Here is a 24,203-nt window from a genome sequence, read left to right as displayed (position 1 = left end):
ATCACTATGAAGGCACCAAGGCTGCCTGATCGATACGCGGCGATCGTTACAAGGGAAATGTTGTACGCGGCCCATACGGAACGATCGACAAATTCTTTCTATATTGAGGGAATATCTAAATTCCACCGTCTTGCTATGATTTCTCCTGTTTTACTGGTCATACTGTCGATTCTGTTGCTGATCGCCCTGATCATGTGGGTGAAGCTGGATACGTTCCTGTCTTTTCTGGTTGTGAGCATTTTACTGGCCCTGAGTTGCGGACTGAATGGCCCGCAGATCGGCAAATCCATTTCCTCCGGCATCGGCAGCACGCTGGGCTCGCTGGTAACCATCCTCGGCTTCGGCGCCATGCTCGGCCGGCTGGTGGCAGACAGCGGGGCGGCGCAGCAGATCACCACATCGATGATCGGCATATTCGGCACCCGGTACATCCAGTGGGGCATGGCGCTGGCCGGCCTGCTGGTGGGCATTCCCATGTTCTACACGGCCGGTTTCGTGATCGTGGTGCCATTGATTTTTGCCACGGGCATGGCTACCCGCCTGCCTTTGCTCTACATCGGCATACCCATGATTTCCGCGCTGTCTACCGCGCACGGATTTTTGCCACCGCACCCATCACCTACCGCCATCAGCCAGCAGCTAGGCGCCGACATCGGTAAAACCTTGCTGTACGGCCTGATCATCTCGGTTCCGACCATCGCCATCGCCGGCCCGCTGTTCGGCAGCCGGCTCAAAAAAATGCTGATCACCCCGGAACAGGGGCTGCTCAATATCGCCTTCCGGCCCGCCAGCGAACTGCCCGGGCTGGGCATCAGTCTTTTCACCGCCCTGCTCCCGCTGATACTGCTTACTATTACCACCGTGCTCGATCCCTTTGTAGAGCCGGGGAGCGCCTTTCAAAAAACCGTTGCTGTGATCGGCGACCCGAATATTGCCATGCTGCTCTCCGTATTGGTAGCCGCCTGGCTGCTGGGCCTGCGGCGCGGGCAGAGCATGAAAACGGTGATGAAGTCGATGGAAAACGCCTTCAAGGAAGTGGCGCCCATTATGCTGATCATAGCCGGTTCCGGTGTGTTCATGCAGGTGATCAAAGACGGGCAGATCAATACTTACATCGGCGAGGCGCTGCGCGACCTGCCGGTATCCCCGCTGGTACTGGGCTGGCTCATTGCCGCCGTTATCCGCGTGTGCGTCGGGTCCGCCACCGTGGCGGGACTTACCACAGTCGGCATCCTGCTGCCGCTGATCCAGCACCAGGCCGTGCAGCCGGAACTGATGGTGCTGTCGATCGGTGCGGGCAGCCTGATGTTTTCCCATGTGAACGACGGTGGTTTCTGGCTGTTCAAGGAATATTTCAACCTGAGCCTGAAACAGACTTTCGCCACCTGGTCGGTGATGGAAACCATCGTGTCCGTATGCGGGCTTGCCGGCGTGTTGGTATTGCAACAATTTATTGGATAACTTTAAGCACCGTTCCGGCCGGTGATGAAACCGGCGGATTGCTAATCAATTCAACATGTATTTACTGAAAGAACCGGCCGCTATGGCTTCTCCTGCGCTGCTGGTATACCACGAGCTGGTGGAAGAAAACATCCGGAAAATGATCACGATGGCCGGCGGCCCGGAGCGGCTGATGCCGCATGTCAAAACGCATAAAATGCCGCAGGTGGTGCTGATGCAGCGCAAACACGGCATCCAGCGGTTCAAGTGCGCCACTTTTGCGGAAGCGCAGATGCTGGCGGAAACCGGCGCGAAAGACGTACTGATGGCCTATCAGCTCAACACGCCCACCGCCGAGGCTTTCGCCGAACTGGCGGTCCGTTTTCCAAACACCGCGTTCGCATCCGTCGTGGATAATGTTGCTTCCGCACAGCTGCTGAGCAGAATTTTCAGCGAGATCCGGCACTCCCGCAAACCGATCGGCTTTTCGAAACATTCCAACGCACACCCGCTGCAGGCGCAGGTGTACATCGATATCGACAACGGCATGCACCGCACCGGCATCTCGCCGGACAAGGCGCTGGCCCTCTGCGAGGAAATACGCCAGCTGCCGGCATTGCATGTACGCGGGCTGCATGTGTACGACGGGCACCTGCGTGAGTCAGACCTCCTGGAGCGCACCCGGCAGTGCAATGAGGCGTTCGCACCCGTAGCGGAACTGGCTGCTGCGATGGGTAACCCGGAAATCGTCGCCGGCGGCACACCTACCTTCCCCATTCATGTATTGCGCAAGGACGTGATTTGTAGTCCCGGCACCTGCATTCTCTGGGACGAAGGGTACGGCAGCTCCCTGCCGGAGCAGCACTTCACGCCCGCCGCCATTTTGTTCACGCGCGTGATCTCCAAACCGCTCGAAGGCCACGTTACGCTCGACCTCGGGCATAAAGCAGTGTCCGCCGAAAACCCCGTCACCAAAAGGGTATTCTTTCACGACCTCGGAGAATACGAGGTGATTTCCCAGAGCGAGGAGCACCTGGTGGTGAAAACCTCGCAGGCGGAGAGTCTTCAGGTAGGCGATGTATTATACGGCATTCCCTGGCATGTATGCCCCACGGTGGCGCTGTACAACGAGGCGCAGATCATCACGGGCGATGTGCACACCGGCACCTGGCCCATTGCACGCGGCCGCAAAATCATCAACAGCACCAAATTCTCAACCAAATAACTATATGCAATCATTTATTTTCGACGCGCACCTGGACCTGAGCATGAACGCCCTGGAGTGGAACCGCGACCTTACCAAACCGTTGCAGGCCATCCGCGACCGGGAAAAGCACCTCACCGACAAACCGGATCGCGGCCGCGGCACCGTGTCGCTGCCCGAAATGCGTAAAGGCCGCGTGGGGTTGTGCGTCGCCACACAGATCGCGCGGTATGTGGGGCTCGATAACCCGCTGCCCGGCTGGCACTCGCAGGAGCAGGCCTGGGCGCAAACGCAGGGACAGCTGGCCTGGTACCAGGCCATGGAAGCGCGCGGTGAAATGAAACAGATCACCAATGCCTCCGAGCTCACGGCGCATCTTAAACTCTGGGAAAACGCAACCGATACCAGTTCGCTGCCCGTCGGCTTCATACTCAGCCTCGAAGGCGCCGACTCTTTTTTTGAACTGGCCTGTGTGGAAAAAGCCTATGCCGCCGGCCTTCGCGCCATCGGCCCCGCTCACTACGGCCCCGGCGTATATGCCTACGGCACCGATTCCAATGGCGGCCTCGGCATAAAAGGCCGCGCACTGCTCAAAGAAATGGAGCGCCTCGGCATCATCCTCGACGCTACGCATCTCTGCGACGAAAGTTTTTTTGAAGCCATGGAACTTTTCTCCGGTCCGGTGTGGGCCAGCCATCACAACAGCCGGGTGCTGGTGCCGCACAACCGCCAGTTCTCCGACGAGCAGTTTTCCATGCTTATCGCACGCGGCGCCGTGATCGGCACAGCCCTCGACGCCTGGATGCTTACGCCCGGTTGGGAAAGAGGCGTCAGCACTCCGGAAAAAATGGGCGTTTCCATGCAGAAGGTAGCTGATCAGATCGACCACATCTGCCAGCTGGCCGGCAACAGCCGCCACGCCGCCATCGGCTCCGACCTGGATGGGGCCTTCGGCACGGAACAATCACCCTATGACCTCGAAAGCATTGCCGGCCTGCAGAAGATCCCGGCCATCCTGCGCGAACGCGGCTACAAGGAAGAAGACATCGACAACATCACGCACAAAAACTGGATACACTTCCTGCTGGAAGCCTGGAAATAATTCTCTTCAGTTATACATCACATCACCGCAAGCCGGGCTCCCGGCTGCGGAAAGTCATAAAAAAAGCGGGCTCCATGAGCCCGCTTTTTGCCGGTTACCGAAAGCAGCAAGCGTAACCGGCATTTTTTGTCAGTTCGTGTTATTCAGTCAATATGCATCCGGATACTTAATAGACCAGTTCAATCTGTCCGCGGATCTCCCCGCCCGGGTTGGCAGCGGTGTGGATGTTCACATACCACTTGCCGGCCAGCAGGTCTGCTTCCGTTTGGGTGGTGCCGTTCAGGACAAAACTGGTGGTAAAACTTCCTGCCGGGGCTGTAGCAAACAATGTCGCGAAATTCTGCAATACGCCGGCATTGGTCCCCCTGGCGGCGGGTCCGTGGATATGCATCAGCGTGGCGTTACCCGAAAGGTTCGACCAGCGGATGGTAATGGTTAGCTGTTTGGAAGCCGGATTGTAGCTCGCGTCGAAGCTGCCGGTGCCGGTAGTGGTAACAGCCGGATTTTCCTGCGCACCGCTCATAGGGGCATTCTCAACCGTGTAGAGATTGTCTTTGTCGTCTTTGTCTTTTTTACAGGACACTGCAGCCAGGCAAAATATGCCCAACATCATCAATACCAAAAGATGTAGTTTTTTCATAGCGTTCGCTTTAGAAAGGTATACGGGCGAACGCCTTGCAGGGTTGCTTTGCTCAGGTATGAATTACACGGCCCTCGTCATTATCCCACCGCCAGGGTGTATGCGCCAGGGGAATGCCGCCCAGCCAGAGGTTTTCCTGCGAGGCGAAGGAGCGGTAATTCTCTTCGCCGGCCAGCACTTCTTTCCCAAGACTGGTAATGCTGACCATATTGTTCTCCCGTTCCAGCACACCTGCGCGTTGCATGCGCTGGATGCACACGTCGAGCTGAAAATCGCCGAAGCCGTATATTTTCATTTCATTCCAGAACTGGTAATAGAGGGCCTGTTCGCTGAGCCTGCCGATAGTGAGGCGGTCGAGGAAAAAATGCTCGATGGCATTGAGCCCGTTGGTGGTACCCGGCAGGCGCTGCAGGTGCGCGGTGAGGGCCTTGCCAAGATAGACAAGGTTGCGCGGGCTGCGGCTGCTGAGCGTTTCCACGATCTGCGGATCGTCGTGACGGTATGCTTCCCAGGCCTGCAATGCCAGCTGCCAGTCGTCCGGCTGCAGTTGCACCCGTTGCTCCAGCAAAGGCGCGAGATGTTCCGGCTTGAGCATGCCCATACCGCGGAAGCCGGGCACGTCGGGATGCCGGTCGAGCTGCACGAGGCTGACCGGCGGAAGATCGACCGACAACTGGTCGAGATAATACAATACAAAAAGAAGATTGACCTGGCAGAAGAGGTCGAATTCAAACCAGAGAACGATTTCATCATACGTTGCCGCCTCATTCAGCCGCCGGAGGGTTTCGGGCAGGTCGCGCATATACGCGTCGCGGTCGATGCCGTATTGCTGTTGCAGGTAAGCCGCCCTTTCCTCGAAAAACAGCTGTATATCCGTTGTAGCGGGCGTTTTGCCTTCGCAGAGCATTTCGCGCCACACCGTTTTTTCGCCGGAAATACCCGCCTGATCAAACACCTCACGGGTAGCATCGCCATTCAGCACATGTAAGCATCGCATGATAAAAGCTATTAGGAGTGAAGAATTTCCACTGCATTACCAGCTGCCGCCGGCGCCGCCGCCACCGCTGGAACCTCCGCCGAAACCGCCGAAGCCGCCACCAAAGCCTCCTCCGCCGCCTCCGCCGAAACCTCCACCACCGCCGCCCAGCGAGCTGCCGATCATACCGCCGAGGATGCCGCCGAAAACGCTGTCGCCCCGCCGGCTGATCACACGGCCGCCGCCGCGCCCGCCACCGCCCCTGCCGAAGAGGATGAGCAGGATGATGATAATGATGATAATGCCGAGGATGTTACCGCCGCCGGGCCCCTTTTTGCTGCGGGGCACACCGGTATATTCGCCCGCTGCCGCCAGGATGAGTTTATCCACGGCGGCATCGAGGCCCTGATAATAATGTTCTTCCCGGAAAGCCGGTTTAATGATCTTATCGACGATCCCGAAGGCAATCGCGTCCGGGATGGAACCTTCCATGCCGTCGCCGGTGATGATGCGCACGCGCCGGTCTCCCACCGCCACAAGTATCAGGATACCGTTATTCTTTTTCGCCTGGCCGATGCCCCAGTCGCGGAAGAGCTTCAGCCCGTATTCAAAATCGTCGTAATCGCCGGTGGTTTTTACCAGCACAATGGCAATTTGTGTGGAGGTACTGTCGTCGTATGCCACCAGCTTCCTTTCCAGTGCATCCACTTCGGGCTGCAGCAGCACCTGGGCAAAGTCGTTGACCAGGCGCGGTGGATTAGGCTTGGCGGGAATGTCCTGCCCGAGGGCGGCGTTCCCGATCAGTACGATGCTCCATATCAATAACCAGCGGAAAAACTTCATTTCTTTGTTGCTTATGAATCAGTGTAATTTATCTCCCGAACACGATATCGTCCGGCAGTTCGTTGGCGTCGCCGGATTCGTAGGGGAAATAATGCAACAGGGATTCTCCGATCTCCTTCACGCATACTTCTATGCCTTCGATGATCCTGTTGGATGAAAAATGCTCCCTGAGCAGCATGGCTTCCCGCTGCCAGAAATCGGTGCCTACTTTTTCATGAATCCCCTGGTCACCCAGGATGGCAAACTGGTGGTCGCGCAGGGCGATGTACAGCAGTACGGCGTTCCTTTGTTTGGTTTTGTCCATGCCCAGCGATAAAAATGCTTCCCTGGCCCTGTCCATGGGGTCTACGTATTCACAGCGGTTTTCCACGAACAACCGGATTTCGCCGGAGGTGAGGCGCTCCGCCTGGCGGATGGCCTGGATGACCCTGTTTCTTTCCTCTTCGTTGAAGAGTTCTTTTTTCCTGAATGAAAATAGGCTCATGGGAATATTGAATTTCACTATTGCAAATCAGGTATTACAGATGGCAGGCGGGCGGCACATGTTTCGTGCGCCGGCTGTCCATCCGCAATACCTGATCCGTTCAGTTTATTTACCGAAATCTACTTTCGGCGCCTTGTCGGAACCTTCGGCTGCTTTGAAGTAGCCTTTTGCGGCGAATCCGAACATACCGCCGATCACATTATTGGGGAAAGTGCGCACACTGCTGTTAAAGTCGTTTACCGATGCGTTGAAGTCGTTACGGCTTACGGCGATACGGTTTTCCGTGCCTTCCAGTTGCGCCATGAGCGTCTGAAACTGTTCCGTGGTGCGCAGTTCCGGATATTTTTCCACCGTTACCAGCAAACGGCTCAACGCGCCGCTCAGTTCGCCCTGCGCCTGCTGGAATTGTGCGATTTTTTCAGGAGTGAGTTCACCGGGATTGATTTGAACAGAAGACGCTTTGGAACGCGCTTCGATTACTTTGGTGAGGGTTTCCTGCTCGAAATTGGCGGAACCTTTCACCGTGTTTACCAGATTGTCGACCAGATCGGCCCGGCGCTGATACTGGGTCTCCACATTCCCCCATGCTTTCTGTACTGATTCTTCTTTCTTCACGAGCCCGTTGTACTTGTTGCACCCGAAAATTGTTAAAAGTGCCAGTACAATGATCACGATGATGCCTGTTTTCATATTCTATCTTTTTTTAATAAAGTTAGGAAAGGGTATAATCAAACCTACAAGAAATAACGGAAAGCGCAAAACAAGGTTTAATCCGGCAGCGATAAACCGGCTACTTCCAGCGGTTACGAATTAAGTAATAGCAATCGTCTAAAAATTGCATGCCGGATAACAAAAAATATCTATGTTTGACATGGATTTTACCGGCATTGGTTTTGTGGACTAACCATGACGGTGTTCAGTTACTGGAATGCAACTACATGTTTTTTTAAGCAGTTCTTCGATTTTACGAACTCATTTATTTTTATTAAATTACATTACTCTACTGCGTTAATAATGAGTGCACAACACATTCACATCCTCTATATCGATGATGAGATACATAACCTGAATGCATTTAAGGCGTCTTTCAGGAGGATTTATACGGTACAAACGGCAGAATCGGCTGAAGACGCTTACAAATTGCTGGAAGATCATGAATTTCACATCATTATCTCGGACCAGCGTATGCCCAAGATGACGGGGATTGAATTTTTTGAATCGATACTGGCCAAATATCCTGAGCCCATCCGCATCCTGCTGACCGGGTATGCCGATATCAATGCAGTGATCGACGCCATCAACAAGGGCCAGGTATATAAATACTTCTCCAAACCCTGGAACGACGAAGAACTTCGACATAACATCGAAAAGGCCTATGAAGTGTACGCTCTCCGCAAGGAAAACCGCGAGCTGACCGAGAAACTCCTCGATGTGAATGAGAAACTCGAGTTCCTGTTGCGGCAGAAACTGATTTCATAACGCCAGTATATCATTCCCCCAACGCTTTCCTGATAACAAGCAGGCTATATCCGTTATATGGCCAGCCTGCGGTATGCTCCTGCAATACTGTCAACGCTTTTCGCCGGCATACCGGTTAATGACCTGCGCCGGGGATTTGATGCGTTACCCGGAGCAGCGGCATTGCGTCACACCCCTCATCAATTTTATTGACCAATTCGTTTCCGGTCTGGCATTTTCCGTTAAATTGCGTCCATTGTGAACGTTTAATAGCTCAATCATGCAAGTTTGGAAAGATTACCAGGCACAGCATAAAGACCGTTTTCTGAACGAATTGCTGGACCTGTTGCGGATTCCCTCTGTGAGTGCGGATTCCCGGCACAACGAGGATACGAAGCGCTGCGCGGAAGCCGTGAAACAACGACTGGTGGAAGCAGGAGCCGACCATGTGGAAGTATGCCCCACCGCCGGCCACCCGATTGTGTATGGCGACAAAATCATCGACCCTTCCCTGCCTACCGTGCTCGTGTACGGCCACTACGACGTACAGCCGCCCGATCCGCTGGACCTGTGGACCAGCCCTCCGTTCGAACCCGTGATCAAAGACGGTAAAATATACGCCCGCGGCTCCGCGGACGACAAAGGCCAGTTTTACATGCACGTAAAGGCTTTTGAAACCATGATCAAAACCAATACCCTGCCCTGCAACATCAAATTCATGATCGAAGGGGAAGAGGAAGTGGGCTCCAATAACCTGGGCATTTTCCTGAACGACAACAAGGAACGCCTGAAAGCCGACGTGGTATTGATTTCCGATACTTCCATGATCAGCATGGAAACTCCTTCCATCGACACCGGCCTGCGCGGCCTGGCTTATATGGAAGTGGAAGTTACCGGTCCCAACCGCGACCTGCACTCCGGCGTGTACGGAGGCGCCGTGGCCAACCCGGCCACCATCCTGGCCAAAATGATCGCTTCCCTGCACGACGAGAACAACCACATCACCATCCCCGGTTTCTACGACGGCGTACAGGAACTGAGCGCAGCGGAACGGGAAAACCTGAATAAAGCTCCCTTCGATGAGGCGGAGTACAAGCAGGACCTGGGCGTGGACGAGCTCTGGGGCGAAAAAGGCTATACCACCATCGAAAGAACGGGCATCCGCCCGACGCTGGAAGTGAACGGCATCTGGGGCGGCTACACCGGCGAAGGCGCGAAAACGGTGCTGCCATCCAAAGCGTTCGCCAAAATTTCCATGCGCCTGGTGCCTAACCAGGACTGGGTGAAAATCTCCGACCTGTTCAAAGCGCATTTCGAGAAAATCGCGCCGAAGTCTGTCAAAGTAAAAGTAAGCGCCCACCACGGCGGTTCTCCATATGTAACGCCTACGGATCATGTGGCATTCAAGGCAGCCAACAAAGCCATTGCGGCTACCTTTGGCAAAGAGCCTATCCCCGTACGCGGCGGCGGCAGTATTCCCATCGTGGCGCTGTTTGAAAAAGTGCTGGGTCTGAAAACCGTACTGATGGGCTTCGGGCTCGACAGCGACAACCTCCACTCACCGAACGAAAAATACGGACTGGAGAATTTCTACAAAGGGATTGAGACCATTCCTTATTTCCACCAGTATTTTGCGGAAATGAGCAAATAAACCCATTTCCTGTTTCTAGGTGCTTGGGGAAAATCAGTTCTTTATTCCTGCGGCAATGAGCAGGTTGTTTCGCAGCCGCGGAATGGGTCAAATGAAATCAATCTTTATTCCCACCCGCATTGCGGAAATGGCTAAACAGCATAAAAAAGGCGCCCCGATGGCTATCTGGGCGCCTTTTTCTTTTATGAACCGATGGCTTTATGATTTGATGGCCGCGATACCCGGCAGCACTTTTCCTTCAAAGTACTCCAGCATGGCGCCGCCGCCGGTGGATACATAACTTACCTTATCGGCCAGCCCGAACTGATTGACCGCTGCTACGGAGTCGCCACCGCCCACGAGGGAGAAGGCGCCTGCTTCCGTTGCTTTCACGATGGCATCGGCCACGGCTTTGGTACCGCCCTGGAAAGCCGGCATCTCGAACACGCCCATGGGGCCGTTCCAGAGGATGGTTTTGGATGCGGCGATCACTTCGCTGAATTTCGCGATGGATTTTTTACCGATATCGAGGCCCATCCAGCCGGTGGGAATATTGTCGTTGCTTACTTCCTGCGTGTTGGCGTCGGCAGCGAATTTGTCCGCCGCGATGGAATCTTCGGGAATGAGCAGCTGAACGCCCAGTGATTTGGCTTTCGCCAGCAGCTCCAGCGCCAGGTCCAGTTTATCATTTTCCACGAGGGAGTTGCCGATTTCTTTGCCCTGCGCCTTCAGGAAGGTGTAAGCCATACCTCCGCCGATAATGATGTTATCGGCTTTGTTCATGAGATTTTCGATGATCAGGATCTTATCGCTCACCTTGGCGCCGCCGAGAATGGCGGTGAAGGGTTTCTCTGCGCTGTGGAGTACCTTTTCGGCGCTGAGCGTTTCCGCTTCCATCAGCAGGCCGAACATCTTTTTATCGCCGGGGAAAAACTCAGCGATCACGGCTGTGGAGGCATGCGCGCGGTGTGCGGTACCGAAGGCGTCGTTTACATATACGTCGCCCAGTTTGGAGAGTTTTTCGGCGAAAGCTTTGTCGCCTTTCTCCTCTTCTTTATGGAAACGCAGGTTTTCGAGCAGTAGCACTTCGCCCATCTGCAGGTTGGAAGCGGCTTTTTCGGCAGCTTCGCCCACGCAGTCTTCCGCGAATTTTACCGTGGTACCGCCCAGCAGGCTGACCAGGTGATATACCAGGTGTTTAAGGGAATATTTATCGGTAGGGCCGTCTTTCGGGCGGCCGAGGTGGCTCATGAGTATCACGGCGCCACCGTCCGCCAGTATTTTTTTGATGGTGGGCACGGCAGCCTGCATGCGGTTATCGTCGGTGATTTCGAATTTATCGTTGAGGGGAACGTTAAAGTCGACGCGGATCAGGGCTTTCTGGCCTTTGAAGGAGTGGCTTGAGAACTTGCTCATTGTGAAGAATTTAGAAATGGTAAGAAAAAACCCTCCGCCTGGCGCTGAATCAGCGTTTCGCGGAGGGTTGGCAATATCGGGAGATCCGCTTATTTGCTGATCAGGCCTGCAAAATGTTTTACAGTACGCACCAGTTGAGACACATAGCTCATTTCGTTATCGTACCAGGAAACGGTTTTCACCATCTGGATGTCGCCCTGCGTCATTACTTTCGTTTGGGTGGCATCGAACAGTGAACCGAAGTTGATACCGATGATGTCGGAGCTTACGATTTCGTCTTCAGTATAACCGAAAGACTCATTGGAAGCGGCTTTCATGGCAGCGTTCACTTCTTCGGCAGTTACTTTTTTGCTGAGGATGGTGGTGAGCTCGGTGAGGGAGCCGGTGATGGTGGGAACACGTTGCGCGTTACCATCCAGTTTACCTTTCAGCTCGGGCAGAACGAGGCCGATGGCTTTAGCGGCGCCGGTGCTGTTGGGCACGATGTTGGCGGCTGCAGCGCGGGCGCGGCGCAGATCACCTTTGGGGTGCGGAGCATCCAGGGTGTTCTGGTCGTTGGTGTAAGCGTGAATGGTGGTCATCAGGCCGGTAACGATGCCGAATTTTTCGTTCATCACCTGGGCCATCGGAGCCAGACAGTTGGTGGTGCAGGAAGCGCAGGAGATCACGGTTTCGCTGCCATCCAGGATGTTGTGGTTTACATTGTAAACAACGGTTTTCAGGTCACCGGTAGCGGGAGCGGAAATCACCACGCGTTTTGCGCCGGCGGTGATGTGTGCTTCTGCTTTTGCTTTATCGGTAAAGAACCCTGTACATTCAATCACCACATCGATGTCGTGGTTTTTCCACGGAATCTGCGAAGGGTCCTTCTGGGCATATATTTTCACTTCCTCCCCGTTTACGGAGATGGAATTGTCGCTGTGCTTCACTTCCTGTCCAAATCTACCTTGTGCGGAGTCATATTTCAGCAGGTGCGCTAAAACGGCTGGGCTTGTAAGGTCGTTGATAGCCACTACGTCAATACCGGGCATGTTATAAATCTGACGGTACACCAGGCGGCCGATACGCCCGAAGCCATTAATACCAATTTTGAGAGTCGTTCCCATTTTACACTGTAGTTTGTAGATGAAAAAATCGAAAGGCGAAAATACATGCTCTGCCGGTATTAATCAACAGATATTTGCGTTAAGTAAAATTTTTTTGGAAATTCTAAAATGGATTATACCTTTGCAATCCCAAATGAGGGAATGCCGCGTTGGTCAATCGGCTAAGACGCCTCCCTTTCACGGAGGAATGACGGGTTCGACTCCCGTACGCGGTACTGAATGTTAGGGTTGCTCATCAAGGGCAACCCTTTTTCTTTTACAGGCCGATCGCGCTTACGAAAACGGGGTGCCTGGAGAGGATTTTCTCGACCCAGGCCAGCGGACTGGAGTACATATAGCAGTACTTTCTAATCGGTCATACTCGAAGAAGAATTAATTTTCATATCTGCATACTTCCACGCTTCGTCAAAAGCCGCGTGCGCTACACGGGCCTCATCATTCCTGTTTTGCAGCTCCAAAGCCCTGTATAAGCCCTTCAATGCCCAACCGTTCTTCCGCCAGGTCTTCAGATCCTGGCGATAGACTTCCTCCGCATCCTTATGTTTTCCCGCTTTGAGCAACACCGCCCCCAAATGGTGCCGTACCGAGAAAAACCAGTCCGGCGGCTCGTTGTAGTTGAGAAGATCTTCCATGGCTACCGCTTCTTTCAGCAAAGCAACGGAGCGCCCCGATTCCCCCTGCTGCAAAGCTATGCCCGCCGACAGCACCTTCGCGGCAATCTGTACAAGATCGGCGCAGGTATTAATATTCCAGATAGTCAGATCCTGCAGGGTGGTGTCGGCAGCCAATACATTCAGGCTATCCATTTCTTTTTTGGCACGTGCGGCATCATGCTTTCCCAGGAAAGCCATGCCCCTGGCGTAATGCCAGATGGCCCGGGGATATACGAGATCTCTTTCCGGCGATGGGGCCGCAGCAATCGTGTCCCACATCGATAATTTTACCGCTATATAGAGTGGAATGGTATAATAGTGCTGTAACGTCCCCCACCCGGGCATACGCATGACGTCTTCAGCAGTATGCTCCCGGAGTTTCCGCGCAGCTTCCCAGGCCAGCTTTGCATTGCCTTCCAGGGTTGCGGTAGCCGCCAGGAAATGGTAGTTATGCGGGAAATACCCCAAAGGATAGGCACCCTGGGCATGACATGCCGTCGTATAAATGCTGTCCACCTCCACCGCGCGTATATTGGAGAGCGACCCGAGGTGATAATCGCCGGTATTGATGTAAATATGCGAAGGCATATGCAACAGGTGGCCTGCCCCCGGTACCAATGTCTCCAGCAACCTTGCACTGGCCAGCGCTTTTTCCGGAGTAGCGGAAGCCTCCAGGGCATGTATGTAAAAATGATGCGCGCCGGGATGCTGCGGATGGATCTTCATCAGGTGCTCCAATACACTGAGCACTTCGGGCGTCCATGCTTTGGGCGCTTTTGTCTTTTTATCATAGAGATCCCATGGGTGAAGGTCCATCACTGCTTCTGCATACAATGCCCCTATATCCGGATCGGAAGGAAACCGGGTATATACCTTTTTCATCGCCGAAGCATAGGCAATGTCCAGGGGGCTGCGGTCCGCCGGCGGCTGTTTTACATACCGGGCGGCCAATGCCCCGATCAGCGCAATTTCTTTGGGCGTGCAGTTTTTGGAAAGCGACTGTGCTTTAACGGCAGCCTCGTAGGCACGTTGGAAATTATCCTCTTCCATTCCGCCATTATAATTGGGCCCCAAAACATACGCAAAGCCCCAATATGCCATGGCGCAGGTAGAATCAAGCCGCGTTGCTTCATAAAACGACCTGGCCGCTTCCGCATGGTTAAACCCATAAGCCAGCATCATTCCCTGGTTAAAGTATGTTTGTGCAGCCTCAACGGACGTTGAAATCCTGAAATCAATACCCCCGAGCCCTTCAAAGAGGGGCGCTTTCTTTCCGGAAGTATACCAGTCCTTGTCGTTGGTACGCGGAACATAACAGCCGACGGACTGGGAAACTTTATCCGACGACTGACGCTCTTTCGAGCCAGTGCGGTTCTTGCAGGCAAAAAAGAAAAATAGCGGAATTAGTACGAAGCAGCATTGTTTCATAACGGATGCGATTTGCGAAAGTGACAGTATATTTTGGAGTGGTCGGCATCTACATACATTCGGGGTATCCGGCGGGGTATCTCCGGCTGGCAATCCTCTTTCCACTACTTCTAATGTACGAATATTCCGCTTACGGCTGATATTTCCAGCCCGGTATCGCTTAGCCTGCTGAAGAATTACGTAAGAATCTGGAAATGCACTATTCAGGTTTCCATTTGCCTGCTCCGGTCATTCGCTTACAGCGGTGTATGCAGCGAAGCGGTGGCCGTAACCACGCGGTTGCCCCGTGCAGCAGTCAGGTACAGCCGGTACGCGGCGGGGTTAAAGGGAATATCCACCGCCATGTCCGGCCCTTCCCCTAGCTTTTGCATCGCTATGGGCTTCCCTTTCCTGTCCATCCGCACCAGATGCCACTCGTACGTAAGCCCGGCGAGCGCCGCCCCGGCCAGTTTCCAGTTTTTCCCATAACGCACCACGGCCCGGTATTCCAGCCGGCTGCCTTCTTTTGCAGCTACGGCGGGGCGAAGAATCTTCACCGGCGGCAGTTTCACCTGCGGTGCGGCCGGGTGCAGCAGTTGCCGGAATTGAAAAAAGGCGGGTTTACATCTCCCCTGATGATCGAGCAGGCCGTTGAACGAGAGGTTATTGACGGCTTCCTGGTCTTGCCAGGCTTCCATAAACGCTCCCGGCACCACCTCCCTCACCTGGTCGTAATGCGCTACGGAAGCGGAACTGATAAAATGAGGCGCAGTCACGCCAGGGAGCTGCGCCAGCCCGCAACCATCGGGTGGCACCTGTATCCCGAAGGCATCTATCCCCGGTATCTCATCATCCAGCCACTGCACAAAATCAACCACGTCCTCCCCTGCTTCCACATCCATCACAACGGGTCGCGCCGGATCTTCCGCCTTGATGCGCGCTACCAACTGCTTCAGCCAGCGGGCATATTCCATCTGCTGATACAGGTACGCGGGTTTGTAATACCTGTATTGCAGCAGGCGGAAAGAGGTGTTGGTGATGTACCAGGCGCTGATTTCCCTGCGGCGCTTCAGCCGGCGCACAACCGCCAGCACATCGTCCGCCTGTTCCTGTAATGCTCCGGCATCCGCGACAGCATCGGTGATGAGCGGCAATGAAAAACCGTAATGTATGTTCATGCCGGTATTGGCTGCGGCGGCGAGGATATTCGTTTCATAAACACCGGGACCGCAGCGCCTGATGGTGTTGACGCCAATGCTGCGCATTTCGGAAAAATCACGGGCCGCTTCTTTCCGGGTGAGGGTATGCAGGTTCCGGAACCAGTTGCCGCCTTTCTGGTAATTGACGCCGACAATCGTATCGGCCCACTGCAGGCGCCGTTTTTTGTCGCCCGCAGGCAACCCGCTATAGCCAAGCGTTTTCACCGGCAACCGCGCGCCGCCATCCAGTTGTTTTACCGCACTGAAAAAATGACCCGCATCGTTCTGCGACCAGTCCAGCGATGAAGCACCTCCGCCGCCGGGAATATGATGATCAACGGGCGTGTTGAACAGTACGAATGCTTTGATCTCCCTGAAACGCCCGGTCACGGCTTTTAATGCATCGTCCATCCACTGCGCCTGGTTCTGCTCCGAACGAAGCGCCCCGCCTTCCGCCACCATCACCGGCAATCCCGACCGCCAGAGCTGTTTGCCATGGAAAGGCTCGTACAATTGACTGAATGAATAACCGCCGCCATACGCTGCACCATAATTCAGCACCGTCACGCCTATCCAGTCGACGTACGCCCTGCCCGGGAAATAACGTTCGGCGGCTTCGGGCTTCCAGGGATTCCATACCCAGATGGCGTTGTACACGCGGTTCCGGATGAACAGGTCGTGCACGTACCGCCACGCCTGCTTAAAATCTTCTGCCGTGTTGCCGCCTGACGGGGACCAGGGGTATGCCGGGTTATCCGGCTCATGGGCGAAACGCAGGTACACCGGCCTGTTCAGCGCTTTTATCTGCAGGGCGAACTCCCGGATGTAGGCATCGAATTCTCCTTTGACGATATGACTGAAGATGCCTTTTTCCTGTTGCAACTCCGGATGGGCGGCCGACTGCCGGAATGTCGACGCCCAAGGCTCCCAGGTGATCAGCGGCACCGACCCGTTCCTGTAGATGGCATCGGCAAGGTGAGCCGGTATGCTGCTACGGGATTCATCGCCCCAGGGAATATACAGCGAAACGATGCTGACATGCGCGTTGAAGGTTTGCTGCAGCTTACGCACCTCGGATATCGCGGTAACACCATCGTCGGTAACAGGATTGAACAACCCGACATAAAAAACCTGCTGCCGGCTTTTTTCTTCCAGCGGCCCCGACGTCATGAGGCCCGCGTTCCCGAAAAAATACATCGTGAAAAAAGAGATGAACAGGATGATGGGAAAAGCAAAAAGGCGCAACCCTGCATACAGCGTGTGCCTTACGTTCCAGAACTGCTGCTTCAGGAATTTATAATAAATGAAACTCCGCCGCGCCACCCTGACCTTCTCTCTCAAACACTGAAAGTCTTTCTGGCGGCTGATGGCAATATTCAGGAGCATCACCGCCAGGTTGAGGCTGGCAATGCCGGCCATCATCCAGGTGTAGGGATTCCATTCGATGTACAGCCCGTACAGGATAGCCACAAACGTCACCAGCGCTACAGCGGCGTTCGGTATGTTCAGCCGCCAGTTATCGTCCTCCTGCCCGTCTTTCGGCGTGGGAATATAAGGGACCTCTTTCCGGATAACCGTGTAATAAAGCCCAAGAATATGTACCCACCAGGTACCGATCAGCAGAAAACCGCCGAGCATGTGGTTGCCGCGCTCCCCTCTCCCCATCACCCACCGTTGTACAAAATGCCGCACCGCCAGGGTGCTGGTGATAAAAGGCAATCCCATAAAAGTGAAAGTCACCAGGTCCATACGGAACGGGATGACGCCCATCATCAGCGCCAGCACCGGTACAAGGAAATTGATGAAAAATATGATGCCCGAAAAATAATGGAAGGGGATGGTGCAGTAATGTAAACGTTGCGCCCAGCTGAATTTTTTGAAGAGCCGGGGAAATGCGGTCACCAGCAGCTCGAACGTTCCGCGCGCCCATTTCAGTTGCTGCTTGTAATAAGCAGACAACGTGGAAGGCACCCTGCCGAGCGTGAGCACGGCGGGCAGGTACACCGACTTCCAGCCTTTTGCATGCAGCCGCATGGACGTGTGCATGTCTTCCGCAAGCCCGGCGGCGTGACCACCGATGGAATCGAGTGCGCTGCGGCGGAACGTACAGTTGGCGCCTATGGCCAGCACCGTGCCGTATCGGTTCATCGACATCATCATCGGGCCGTAAAACTGGAAAGTCTGCTGCGCGGCGCCTTTGGCGATGAGACTGTCGCCAATGTTATAGTACGCCTGCACGATCTGCACATAGCCCACCTTTTCGTCATTAAAAAACGGAACGATGGGATCCAGAAAGCCCGGCGCCGGAATATGATCCGGATCAAGCACCACACAAAGTTCGCCCATGGCATACTGCAGTGCGTTATTGATATTGCCGGCTTTCGCATCCCGGCGGTTATTCCGCGTCACGTGCCGCACACCCAGTTCGCGGCATACGGCTTTGAGGTAAGGATCATCCGCTTCGTCGCAAAGCCAGGAAGTGTGGGGATAGGTCACGGCCTGCATGGCTTTCAGCGTTTCCACGATCATTTCATATGGTTCGCCCGGGCAAAATGTTGTGAGTATGTCTACCGTAAAGTTTTTTTTCGCCGGCGGCGGTGCCGGAACGGTAATAAAGAGATAATGATACCACTCATGCAGGATGCGCAGACATGTAAAGACGGTAGCCGTCACAAACATCCAGTACAGCACCGGGTGACCGATGTTGGCCGGGTTCAGCAGGCAATACAGAAAACACAGCAGACTGATGGTTCCGATGAGGATCATCAGGCGCAGTAAGAGCAGTTCGCTCTTTGAGGGGGGCGGGGCCTGTGTATATGCTTGCATAGTTTTATTCCACTACATAAAAGGGTGTGTTGGCCGTAGCGATATGGCCGCGGTCGTCCGCAACGGTGACATAGATCCGGTAGGGCCCTTCTGCACGGGGCGCCTTAAATGAAAACCTGTTATTATTTCCAGCCGGCATGATGGTATCCAGTAGTTTCGTCAGTGGTCTTTTTTTCCGGGCATCTTCGTACCAGTCTTCTTTCATGATCTGCCATTGCGCAGTTACGATGTTTGATTTGTTGTGATCTTCCATAAAAAACTCGGCCTCCGCTTCGCTGGCGGGCATCAGCATGATGTTGTCGCGGGCGCCCTTTCTGTCTACCAGCATGTACTTCAATTGCGGCGCATCATTCGCTGGCGTGGATGCCTTCCATATATTCCGCAATGCTTCCACCGCGCCGCTGGCCGCGCCGGTTTCCGAAAACAGGCTGAACCAGGTGGGCGTCACTTCCTGCTTCTGGCCCCAGTAAAAGGCCAATGCGCCTAAAAAACGCGGATGTTTCGCGGGCATCTGCTGGCGGTACATCGTCAGGAACTGCTCCGCTTTTTTGGTGCTGGTATTTTCTATCGGCGCCTGCCAGGCCGTTGTTTCGGACTCCCAGGGCCCGTACGCGCCCCATTCCATGATGAGGAACGGCCCATCCCATAACCACGCAAAACGGTCAAGCTGCTTGTTCAGCCTTTCGAGTTTGCCGAATGTGTTAAATGAAATCAGATCCAATGCCGGTATCTTTCTCCGGATCATCATGATCTGCACGATGTTTAAATTAGGCATGGTAGTAGTCACGGGGTGATCGGGGTCGACGGCGTGGATCATCTCCAGCATCCGGTTATAGGCATCATAAAAAGCATCGTAACCCGGTTTCCATGTCATCCCCGGTTCATTCCCCAGGCACCACATCAGCAACGCCGGATGGCCTTTGTACCGCGCCACCATTTTTTTGTATGCTTCGTACATCGCCTCCACTTTCCGCCCGTCTTTGTAAAAATCGTCCAGGTAATCGCTGTAAGGGATGGGCAGCCCGGCAATGACCGCGATGTGGTTGCGCTGCGCTTCATCGAGAACGGCGCCCAGCCCCACCGTATCGTAGGTCCGGATAGTGTTACCGCCGGCCCGGTGCAGCTCCTCCAGCAAAGCATTCCCCGATGCGCCCTTCACCGTGAACGGTTGCCCGTTGCGGTAAAGCACATACCTGTTGGCTTCCCGGCTGATGAAAACCTTCTTTTTCCTGTCAGGGGCATCATATGAATGTCGCTCCAAAAGCAGCAAGGGTCCAAAAAACAACGCAAATGTTAATGCTAAGACGGCCGGGATGCAGATCCATATCAACCTCCCTCGGAATTTCATATTCTTTTGTTCTGCAGGAAAAGTAGAGAAAGGCCGGGTTTAAAAGATTACGGGAAATAGTAGAGTTGCGACGGGCCGGAGAGGTTCTTGTTACTTGTTTGAATAGTGTTTTGTTAATCGTGCGATCGTCGTCTTCCGGGGTTGATATTTTCAGGGTTCGGGGGATAATACCCGGATGTTAATGCACCCGCCGGCGCATTAACATCCGGGCGGGAGGAATCCCACACGATGCTCACTTCACGCCTGCTTCTTTCCTGAAGCCTTCCTCCCGTTTTTTCATTTCTTTATCACTTACATCTTCGATATGCGTGGCCATCCACCACTGGTTGTGCCATGCGTCTTCCACACCGGCCGAGCGATCGCCATAAAACTGGTCTTCGGGCTCCCTTATCGACCGGGCTCCTGCGCTTAATGCCTGGTGGTACCATTCATCCACGTCCTGCACATATAAATGCAGCATGGCCGGTGCTGACTTGTACGATTCGGTACCGTCGGCCAGCATGATATGCGAGTCACCTATCCTTACTGTGGCGTGGCGTATCAGGCCGTCGCCAGACTTTGTTACATGCATCACTTCGCCGCCGAATGCCTTTTCGATGAACGTCATCAGTGCGGCAGCATCGTCCGCGAGCAGAAACGGCGTAACGGTATGGAAACCTTCGGGGATGGGCTCAACGGTTTCCGGCTTTTTAGGCTCAAACAGTTCGATCAGGTTGCCGGACGGATCCTGCAGCAGCGCCTGATTGCCACCCTGCCCCTCGATGATGCCGTTTCTGAAGGTGGCTCCTTTTTGCTGCAGTTCGTCATAAATACCGCGGAGGTTATCCGTTTCGATCTGCATGCGGTTCCAGCCGCCCGGGCCGGGAGAAGCGCCATCCGCCAATTTTTGTCCCGCTCCGCCGGCGCCGGGCTGATTGAGGTACAGCCGGAGCGCTCCCCTGGTGAGGGCGGCAAATCCCGGTGCGGGATGCATGACTACTTCAAAATCCAACAGGTCCCTGTAAAACGGTATCGCCTCGGCCACGTTATTTACAATGTAACGGACGTTGGCCGTTTTGCTATTTTTCATGATGCGGTGATTTAGGTTTTCAAACAGATGTTCTTATATGGAAAGGCACCAAGTTTAGTGCCATACGGCCGGCCAAAAACTGCCGTAAAATATTATATTGCTGACAATTCGTTACCCATAAAGGAAACCTCATGTATAAACCCTTGGAAAAACTGATGTCCCCGCAGGAAATTACCGCGTTGCCCAAAACAGCTTCCGATGCCGACCTGTTAGATCATCTATTAAAAGAAAAAATAGTCCTGGTGGTCGACTGGTCGGGGGAGGAAGAAAACTCCCGGATCGCCGACTTTCTCCGGCACAGGCTGCAACAGTTTGGCAGTAAAGCCATAGTTGATGCGGAAGGCGCATATGCGCAGCTGGAGAAGAAACAGCCGGAAAGGGGCGATGCCGTTCCGTTGCTGCTGCAATATTTCCAGAAAGGCCTCAAGAAAGAAGGTTTTGTAATCTGCCAGCTCGACCGGCAGAATGACGCGTATTACATCCTGCTGGCACCCGACAAGGTAGCAAAGGAACTGAAAAAAGCGAAGGATGCATACTGGAATGTGGCGCCCTTCGGCCAGAAAACCGGCGAAGTATTATACACGATAAACTGCACCTGCGGCAGCATGAACGTATGGCAGCTCAGGCGGTCGGAACCGGCGCCGGCAGACGATTATTGCGAGAACTGCGGAAAGATGCTTTTCGACAAGGACGGCAATGCGCTGCTGACCGTGGAGAAGGATTACATCTGAGCCGGTATGTCAATCCAGCACCATTACCTCGATGATCTCCAAATCGTACCCGATCTGCACAGAGATGATATTGCCGGCGAAGATGGTGCCTGCACTGTACGTCCATACCATATCGTCCGGGAAGAATGAAATCTGCTGCAACTGCAGGTCATCGCGCAGTTGTGCATAGGCATCACCGATGGGCGCCTCATCGTCCTGGCTGTAGGCGGCATCCGTGATTTCGGCAGACACCTGTTCCTTTACGGCCATTTCAGCTTCAGGACTCAGGGAAGCGACGAAGGCGGCTGCCCGGCTGATGAGGTATGCATAAAATTCATCGTCAGGCGCCTGTATTTCCTCGTCCGGTTCAAATGCCACCTGTATCACCTGTGCGCGTCCCGGCAGCAGCACTTCTCCTTTCAGGACCTGCCCGTCCATTTGTTTGTTGATGATCTGCATAATGTTTTTGTTGTAGGGTCTGTTCAAAATTAGCGGATTCTACGGAACTTTAGCAGGAACAGTTGGCCGGTTCATCTGTTCTAACGGGCGCTTCAATGGATACAGTCCATCACTTTACAAAAAAATACCTGTTCAATTTCCGGTTGCCGGGAGCGGTACGCGCTTTTACCTTTGAACAAAATAACAGACAATGCTTACCAGGGAAAGAATGTATCAGGCCATCGTGGAAAAAGACGCTTCCTTTGAGGGTACGTTTATAACAGCCGTTAAAACCACCGGCATCTTTTGCCGGCCTACCTGCACTGCGCGGAAGCCGAAGCTTGAAAATGTGGAATTCCTCGGCTCTACCTGCGAGGCGCTGAAAAAGGGATACCGGCCCTGCAAGGTATGCGGGCCGCTGGAGAAAAAAGGAGAAACGCCCGGCTTTGTGAAAGCCGTGCTCGACGAACTGAGCGCCGACCCGTCGCTGAAGTTCAAAGATGGCGATCTTATTGCCCGGGGAGTGGAGCCCAGCAAAATAAGGCGGTGGTTCCTGAAAACCCATGGTATCACTTTCCAGGCATACCAGCGGATGTTCCGCATCAACTCCGCTTTCAAAAAAATACAGAACGGGGAACCGGTCACCTCCGCTGCGTTTGACGCGGGGTATGAATCACTGAGTGGTTTCAGCGATTCGTTTAAAGCCATTTTCGGGGTATCTCCCTCCAACAGCAAAAACAAACAGGTGATCAATATGACCCGCCTCGAAACACCGTTGGGCACCATGTTCGCCTGCGCTGTAGACCGGGGTATCTGCCTGCTGGAGTTCACCGACCGGAAAATGCTCGAAACAGAACTGAAAACGTTGTCACGATTACTCAACGCCAACATCATCCAGGCCCCCCATCCCCATTTTGAACAACTGGAGCAGGAGTTGCATGAATATTTCGAAGGGGAAAGGAAACACTTCTCCGTCCCGCTTTTCGCACCGGGCACGGAGTTTCAGCAATCGGTATGGGACATGCTTCAGACCATCCCATACGGCACTACCCGCTCTTATAAAAAACAGGCGCAGGCCTTGAATAAGCCCGAATCGATACGGGCCGTGGCTGGTGCCAACGGCATGAACAGGATTTCCATCCTCATTCCCTGCCACCGCGTGCTGGGCGAAGACGGCAGCCTGACCGGCTATGGCGGCGGTATTTACCGGAAAAAGTGGCTGCTCGATTTTGAAAAGGCAAACAGATGAGGATCTATGAAACATCTTCACAAACAGGAAGCCCGCTCATCCGTGAGCGGGCTTCCTGTTGTTCAGTTTTCACTGTCTGCAGCGAGGCCCGAAAGGGCCCGCTTATTAGTGTCATTTTCCGGCAAGCGTGCGGGAATTGCGCGTGAGTTATTCTGAGAGCCACGTGGGTATTGTCAGATGCCCAACACGCTCATGGCCTTTTTGACGGAACCGTGTTGCAGCAGCAGTGCTTTTGCGGTTTCATAATCAGCGATGCCGGCCTTTTCCATCAGCATTTTCACGCCGCGGTCTACCAGCTTATCGTTGGTCAGCTGCATGTTCACCATCTTGTTATCTTCCACGCGGCCCAGTTGTATCATCAGCGCCGTAGAAATCATATTCAGCACCAGCTTTTGCGCAGTGCCGCTTTTCATGCGTGTGCTGCCGGTCACGAATTCGGGCCCTACCACCACCTCGATGGGAAACTCCGCCACCGCGCTCACGGGACTGCCCGGATTGCAGGAGAGGCTGCCGGTGAGAATCCCCTCTTCCCGACATTTCTTCAACGCACCGATCACATACGGCGTAGTGCCGCTGGCCGCAATGCCGAGCACCACATCCTTTTCAGTGATATTCCATTGGCGCAGGTCTTCCCAGCCCTGGTTGCCGTCGTCCTCCGCATTTTCCACCGCGCGGCGGATGGCATTGTCGCCGCCGGCAATCAGGCCCACCACCAGGCCATGCGGTACGCCGTAAGTAGGCGGGCATTCGGACGCATCCAGGATGCCCAGCCGGCCGCTGGTTCCCGCCCCGATGTAAAAGAGGCGGCCGCCGGCCAGCATTTTATCTGCAGCCGCCAGCACAAACGCTTCAACGGCGGGAATGGCCTGCTGCACTGCCGCGGGCACACCTGCATCTTCTTTGTTGATGTTTACCAGCACATCCCGTACGCTCATCTGTTCGAGATGGCGGTGATGAGAGGGCTGTTCGGTTATTCTGACAAATTTCTGTGCGCTCATAACATAT

General features: G+C 54.2%; 20 protein-coding genes and 1 tRNA gene. 8 read left to right on the top strand and 13 right to left on the bottom strand.

All coding sequences use genetic code 11. The features are described from left to right. The first annotated feature begins 135 nt into the window (after positions 1 to 135). The 3 genes from EGT74_RS12270 to EGT74_RS12260 are packed head-to-tail and all read left to right on the top strand — an operon-like array spanning position 136 to position 3,746. The gene (locus tag EGT74_RS12270) at positions 136 to 1,461 is read left to right on the top strand and encodes a gluconate:H+ symporter (RefSeq protein WP_123846785.1); all 1,326 of its coding nucleotides are present in this window, start codon (positions 136 to 138) and stop codon (positions 1,459 to 1,461) included. Between the two features lie 55 nt (positions 1,462 to 1,516). Beyond that, entirely contained in the window at positions 1,517 to 2,665 is a 1,149-nt protein-coding gene (locus EGT74_RS12265; protein WP_123846784.1) for a D-TA family PLP-dependent enzyme, read from the top strand. Between the two features lie 4 nt (positions 2,666 to 2,669). Then, on the top strand, positions 2,670 to 3,746 hold the full coding sequence (locus EGT74_RS12260; protein WP_123846783.1) for a dipeptidase: 1,077 nt from the start codon (positions 2,670 to 2,672) through the stop codon (positions 3,744 to 3,746). 166 nt (positions 3,747 to 3,912) lie between these two features. On the opposite strand, the gene EGT74_RS12255 is transcribed toward EGT74_RS12260, so the two are convergent. The 5 genes from EGT74_RS12255 to EGT74_RS12235 form a co-directional block, all read right to left on the bottom strand. Next, positions 3,913 to 4,386, bottom strand: a complete 474-nt coding sequence (locus EGT74_RS12255; RefSeq protein WP_123846782.1) for a CHRD domain-containing protein — start codon at positions 4,384 to 4,386, stop codon at positions 3,913 to 3,915. Between the two features lie 52 nt (positions 4,387 to 4,438). Beyond that, positions 4,439 to 5,383 (bottom strand): DUF1835 domain-containing protein, encoded by a 945-nt coding sequence (locus EGT74_RS12250; protein ID WP_123846781.1) that lies wholly within the window; start codon positions 5,381 to 5,383, stop codon positions 4,439 to 4,441. 36 nt (positions 5,384 to 5,419) lie between these two features. Next, positions 5,420 to 6,205 carry a TPM domain-containing protein gene (locus EGT74_RS27260; protein WP_123846780.1) on the bottom strand — a complete coding sequence of 262 codons (786 nt, stop codon included), beginning with the start codon at positions 6,203 to 6,205 and terminating at the stop codon, positions 5,420 to 5,422. A 28-nt stretch (positions 6,206 to 6,233) separates the two neighbouring features. Next, positions 6,234 to 6,689: a TPM domain-containing protein gene (locus EGT74_RS12240; protein WP_123846779.1), complete on the bottom strand. Its 456-nt coding sequence runs from the start codon at positions 6,687 to 6,689 to the stop codon at positions 6,234 to 6,236. Between the two features lie 105 nt (positions 6,690 to 6,794). After that, positions 6,795 to 7,379 carry a LemA family protein gene (locus EGT74_RS12235; protein ID WP_123846778.1) on the bottom strand — a complete coding sequence of 195 codons (585 nt, stop codon included), beginning with the start codon at positions 7,377 to 7,379 and terminating at the stop codon, positions 6,795 to 6,797. 324 nt (positions 7,380 to 7,703) lie between these two features. On the opposite strand from EGT74_RS12235, the gene EGT74_RS12230 reads away from it, so the two are divergent. Together EGT74_RS12230 and EGT74_RS12225 are read left to right on the top strand one after the other, a co-directional pair. Beyond that, a complete protein-coding gene (locus EGT74_RS12230; RefSeq protein WP_123846777.1) occupies positions 7,704 to 8,168 on the top strand; it encodes a response regulator in 465 nt (154 codons plus the stop codon). A 259-nt stretch (positions 8,169 to 8,427) separates the two neighbouring features. Then, complete coding sequence (locus EGT74_RS12225) at positions 8,428 to 9,798, top strand: dipeptidase (protein WP_123846776.1); 1,371 nt, start codon at positions 8,428 to 8,430, stop codon at positions 9,796 to 9,798. Positions 9,799 to 9,996: 198 nt separating this feature from the next. Here EGT74_RS12225 and EGT74_RS12220 read toward each other — a convergent pair whose 3' ends face one another. Together EGT74_RS12220 and gap are read right to left on the bottom strand one after the other, a co-directional pair. Beyond that, positions 9,997 to 11,193, bottom strand: a complete 1,197-nt coding sequence (locus tag EGT74_RS12220; protein WP_123846775.1) for a phosphoglycerate kinase — start codon at positions 11,191 to 11,193, stop codon at positions 9,997 to 9,999. 89 nt (positions 11,194 to 11,282) lie between these two features. Further along, the gene (gene gap, locus EGT74_RS12215) at positions 11,283 to 12,299 is read right to left on the bottom strand and encodes a type I glyceraldehyde-3-phosphate dehydrogenase (RefSeq protein WP_123846774.1); all 1,017 of its coding nucleotides are present in this window, start codon (positions 12,297 to 12,299) and stop codon (positions 11,283 to 11,285) included. Between the two features lie 143 nt (positions 12,300 to 12,442). Between gap and EGT74_RS12210 the strand changes: the two genes are divergently transcribed. After that, a tRNA-Glu gene (locus EGT74_RS12210) sits at positions 12,443 to 12,514 on the top strand. A 132-nt stretch (positions 12,515 to 12,646) separates the two neighbouring features. Here the strand turns inward: EGT74_RS12210 and EGT74_RS12205 are convergent. The 4 genes from EGT74_RS12205 to EGT74_RS12190 all read right to left on the bottom strand — a co-directional run bounded on the left by EGT74_RS12205 (position 12,647) and on the right by EGT74_RS12190 (position 20,801). Next, on the bottom strand, positions 12,647 to 14,380 hold the full coding sequence (locus EGT74_RS12205; protein WP_123846773.1) for a tetratricopeptide repeat protein: 1,734 nt from the start codon (positions 14,378 to 14,380) through the stop codon (positions 12,647 to 12,649). Positions 14,381 to 14,616: 236 nt separating this feature from the next. Next, the gene (locus tag EGT74_RS12200) at positions 14,617 to 18,384 is read right to left on the bottom strand and encodes a glycosyltransferase family 2 protein (RefSeq protein WP_123846772.1); all 3,768 of its coding nucleotides are present in this window, start codon (positions 18,382 to 18,384) and stop codon (positions 14,617 to 14,619) included. Positions 18,385 to 18,388: 4 nt separating this feature from the next. Continuing rightward, on the bottom strand, positions 18,389 to 19,645 hold the full coding sequence (locus EGT74_RS12195; RefSeq protein ID WP_158618110.1) for a glycoside hydrolase family 2 TIM barrel-domain containing protein: 1,257 nt from the start codon (positions 19,643 to 19,645) through the stop codon (positions 18,389 to 18,391). A 319-nt stretch (positions 19,646 to 19,964) separates the two neighbouring features. Next, on the bottom strand, positions 19,965 to 20,801 hold the full coding sequence (locus EGT74_RS12190; RefSeq protein WP_123846770.1) for a VOC family protein: 837 nt from the start codon (positions 20,799 to 20,801) through the stop codon (positions 19,965 to 19,967). A 131-nt stretch (positions 20,802 to 20,932) separates the two neighbouring features. On the opposite strand from EGT74_RS12190, the gene EGT74_RS12185 reads away from it, so the two are divergent. Then, complete coding sequence (locus EGT74_RS12185) at positions 20,933 to 21,532, top strand: DUF6630 family protein (protein WP_123846769.1); 600 nt, start codon at positions 20,933 to 20,935, stop codon at positions 21,530 to 21,532. A gap of 9 nt (positions 21,533 to 21,541) precedes the next feature. On the opposite strand, the gene EGT74_RS12180 is transcribed toward EGT74_RS12185, so the two are convergent. Continuing rightward, positions 21,542 to 21,997 (bottom strand): hypothetical protein, encoded by a 456-nt coding sequence (locus EGT74_RS12180; protein ID WP_123846768.1) that lies wholly within the window; start codon positions 21,995 to 21,997, stop codon positions 21,542 to 21,544. Positions 21,998 to 22,160: 163 nt separating this feature from the next. On the opposite strand from EGT74_RS12180, the gene EGT74_RS12175 reads away from it, so the two are divergent. Continuing rightward, positions 22,161 to 23,198, top strand: coding sequence for a bifunctional transcriptional activator/DNA repair enzyme AdaA (locus EGT74_RS12175; protein WP_123846767.1), 1,038 nt, complete (start codon positions 22,161 to 22,163; stop codon positions 23,196 to 23,198). A 173-nt stretch (positions 23,199 to 23,371) separates the two neighbouring features. On the opposite strand, the gene murQ is transcribed toward EGT74_RS12175, so the two are convergent. Beyond that, complete coding sequence (gene murQ / locus EGT74_RS12170) at positions 23,372 to 24,196, bottom strand: N-acetylmuramic acid 6-phosphate etherase (RefSeq protein ID WP_123846766.1); 825 nt, start codon at positions 24,194 to 24,196, stop codon at positions 23,372 to 23,374. Positions 24,197 to 24,203: the final 7 nt, after the last annotated feature.

It is taken from the genome of Chitinophaga lutea (assembly GCF_003813775.1).
In the GTDB taxonomy this organism is placed as follows: domain Bacteria; phylum Bacteroidota; class Bacteroidia; order Chitinophagales; family Chitinophagaceae; genus Chitinophaga; species Chitinophaga lutea.
The sequence above is the reverse complement of the archived record's forward strand: the minus strand, read 5'-3'. Positions and strand labels throughout refer to the sequence as shown.

What these genes read in the sequence shown, in the direction of transcription:
- EGT74_RS12270 (WP_123846785.1), top strand. Translation starts at nt 136, where the DNA reads ATGATTTCTCCTGTTTTACTGGTCATACTGTCGATTCTGTTGCTGATC.
- EGT74_RS12265 (WP_123846784.1), top strand. Translation starts at nt 1,517, where the DNA reads ATGTATTTACTGAAAGAACCGGCCGCTATGGCTTCTCCTGCGCTGCTG.
- EGT74_RS12260 (WP_123846783.1), top strand. Translation starts at nt 2,670, where the DNA reads ATGCAATCATTTATTTTCGACGCGCACCTGGACCTGAGCATGAACGCC.
- EGT74_RS12255 (WP_123846782.1), bottom strand. Translation starts at nt 4,386, where the DNA reads ATGAAAAAACTACATCTTTTGGTATTGATGATGTTGGGCATATTTTGC.
- EGT74_RS12250 (WP_123846781.1), bottom strand. Translation starts at nt 5,383, where the DNA reads ATGCGATGCTTACATGTGCTGAATGGCGATGCTACCCGTGAGGTGTTT.
- EGT74_RS27260 (WP_123846780.1), bottom strand. Translation starts at nt 6,205, where the DNA reads ATGAAGTTTTTCCGCTGGTTATTGATATGGAGCATCGTACTGATCGGG.
- EGT74_RS12240 (WP_123846779.1), bottom strand. Translation starts at nt 6,689, where the DNA reads ATGAGCCTATTTTCATTCAGGAAAAAAGAACTCTTCAACGAAGAGGAA.
- EGT74_RS12235 (WP_123846778.1), bottom strand. Translation starts at nt 7,379, where the DNA reads ATGAAAACAGGCATCATCGTGATCATTGTACTGGCACTTTTAACAATT.
- EGT74_RS12230 (WP_123846777.1), top strand. Translation starts at nt 7,704, where the DNA reads ATGAGTGCACAACACATTCACATCCTCTATATCGATGATGAGATACAT.
- EGT74_RS12225 (WP_123846776.1), top strand. Translation starts at nt 8,428, where the DNA reads ATGCAAGTTTGGAAAGATTACCAGGCACAGCATAAAGACCGTTTTCTG.
- EGT74_RS12220 (WP_123846775.1), bottom strand. Translation starts at nt 11,193, where the DNA reads ATGAGCAAGTTCTCAAGCCACTCCTTCAAAGGCCAGAAAGCCCTGATC.
- gap (WP_123846774.1), bottom strand. Translation starts at nt 12,299, where the DNA reads ATGGGAACGACTCTCAAAATTGGTATTAATGGCTTCGGGCGTATCGGC.
- EGT74_RS12205 (WP_123846773.1), bottom strand. Translation starts at nt 14,380, where the DNA reads ATGAAACAATGCTGCTTCGTACTAATTCCGCTATTTTTCTTTTTTGCC.
- EGT74_RS12200 (WP_123846772.1), bottom strand. Translation starts at nt 18,384, where the DNA reads ATGCAAGCATATACACAGGCCCCGCCCCCCTCAAAGAGCGAACTGCTC.
- EGT74_RS12190 (WP_123846770.1), bottom strand. Translation starts at nt 20,801, where the DNA reads ATGAAAAATAGCAAAACGGCCAACGTCCGTTACATTGTAAATAACGTG.
- EGT74_RS12185 (WP_123846769.1), top strand. Translation starts at nt 20,933, where the DNA reads ATGTATAAACCCTTGGAAAAACTGATGTCCCCGCAGGAAATTACCGCG.
- EGT74_RS12175 (WP_123846767.1), top strand. Translation starts at nt 22,161, where the DNA reads ATGCTTACCAGGGAAAGAATGTATCAGGCCATCGTGGAAAAAGACGCT.
- murQ (WP_123846766.1), bottom strand. Translation starts at nt 24,196, where the DNA reads ATGAGCGCACAGAAATTTGTCAGAATAACCGAACAGCCCTCTCATCAC.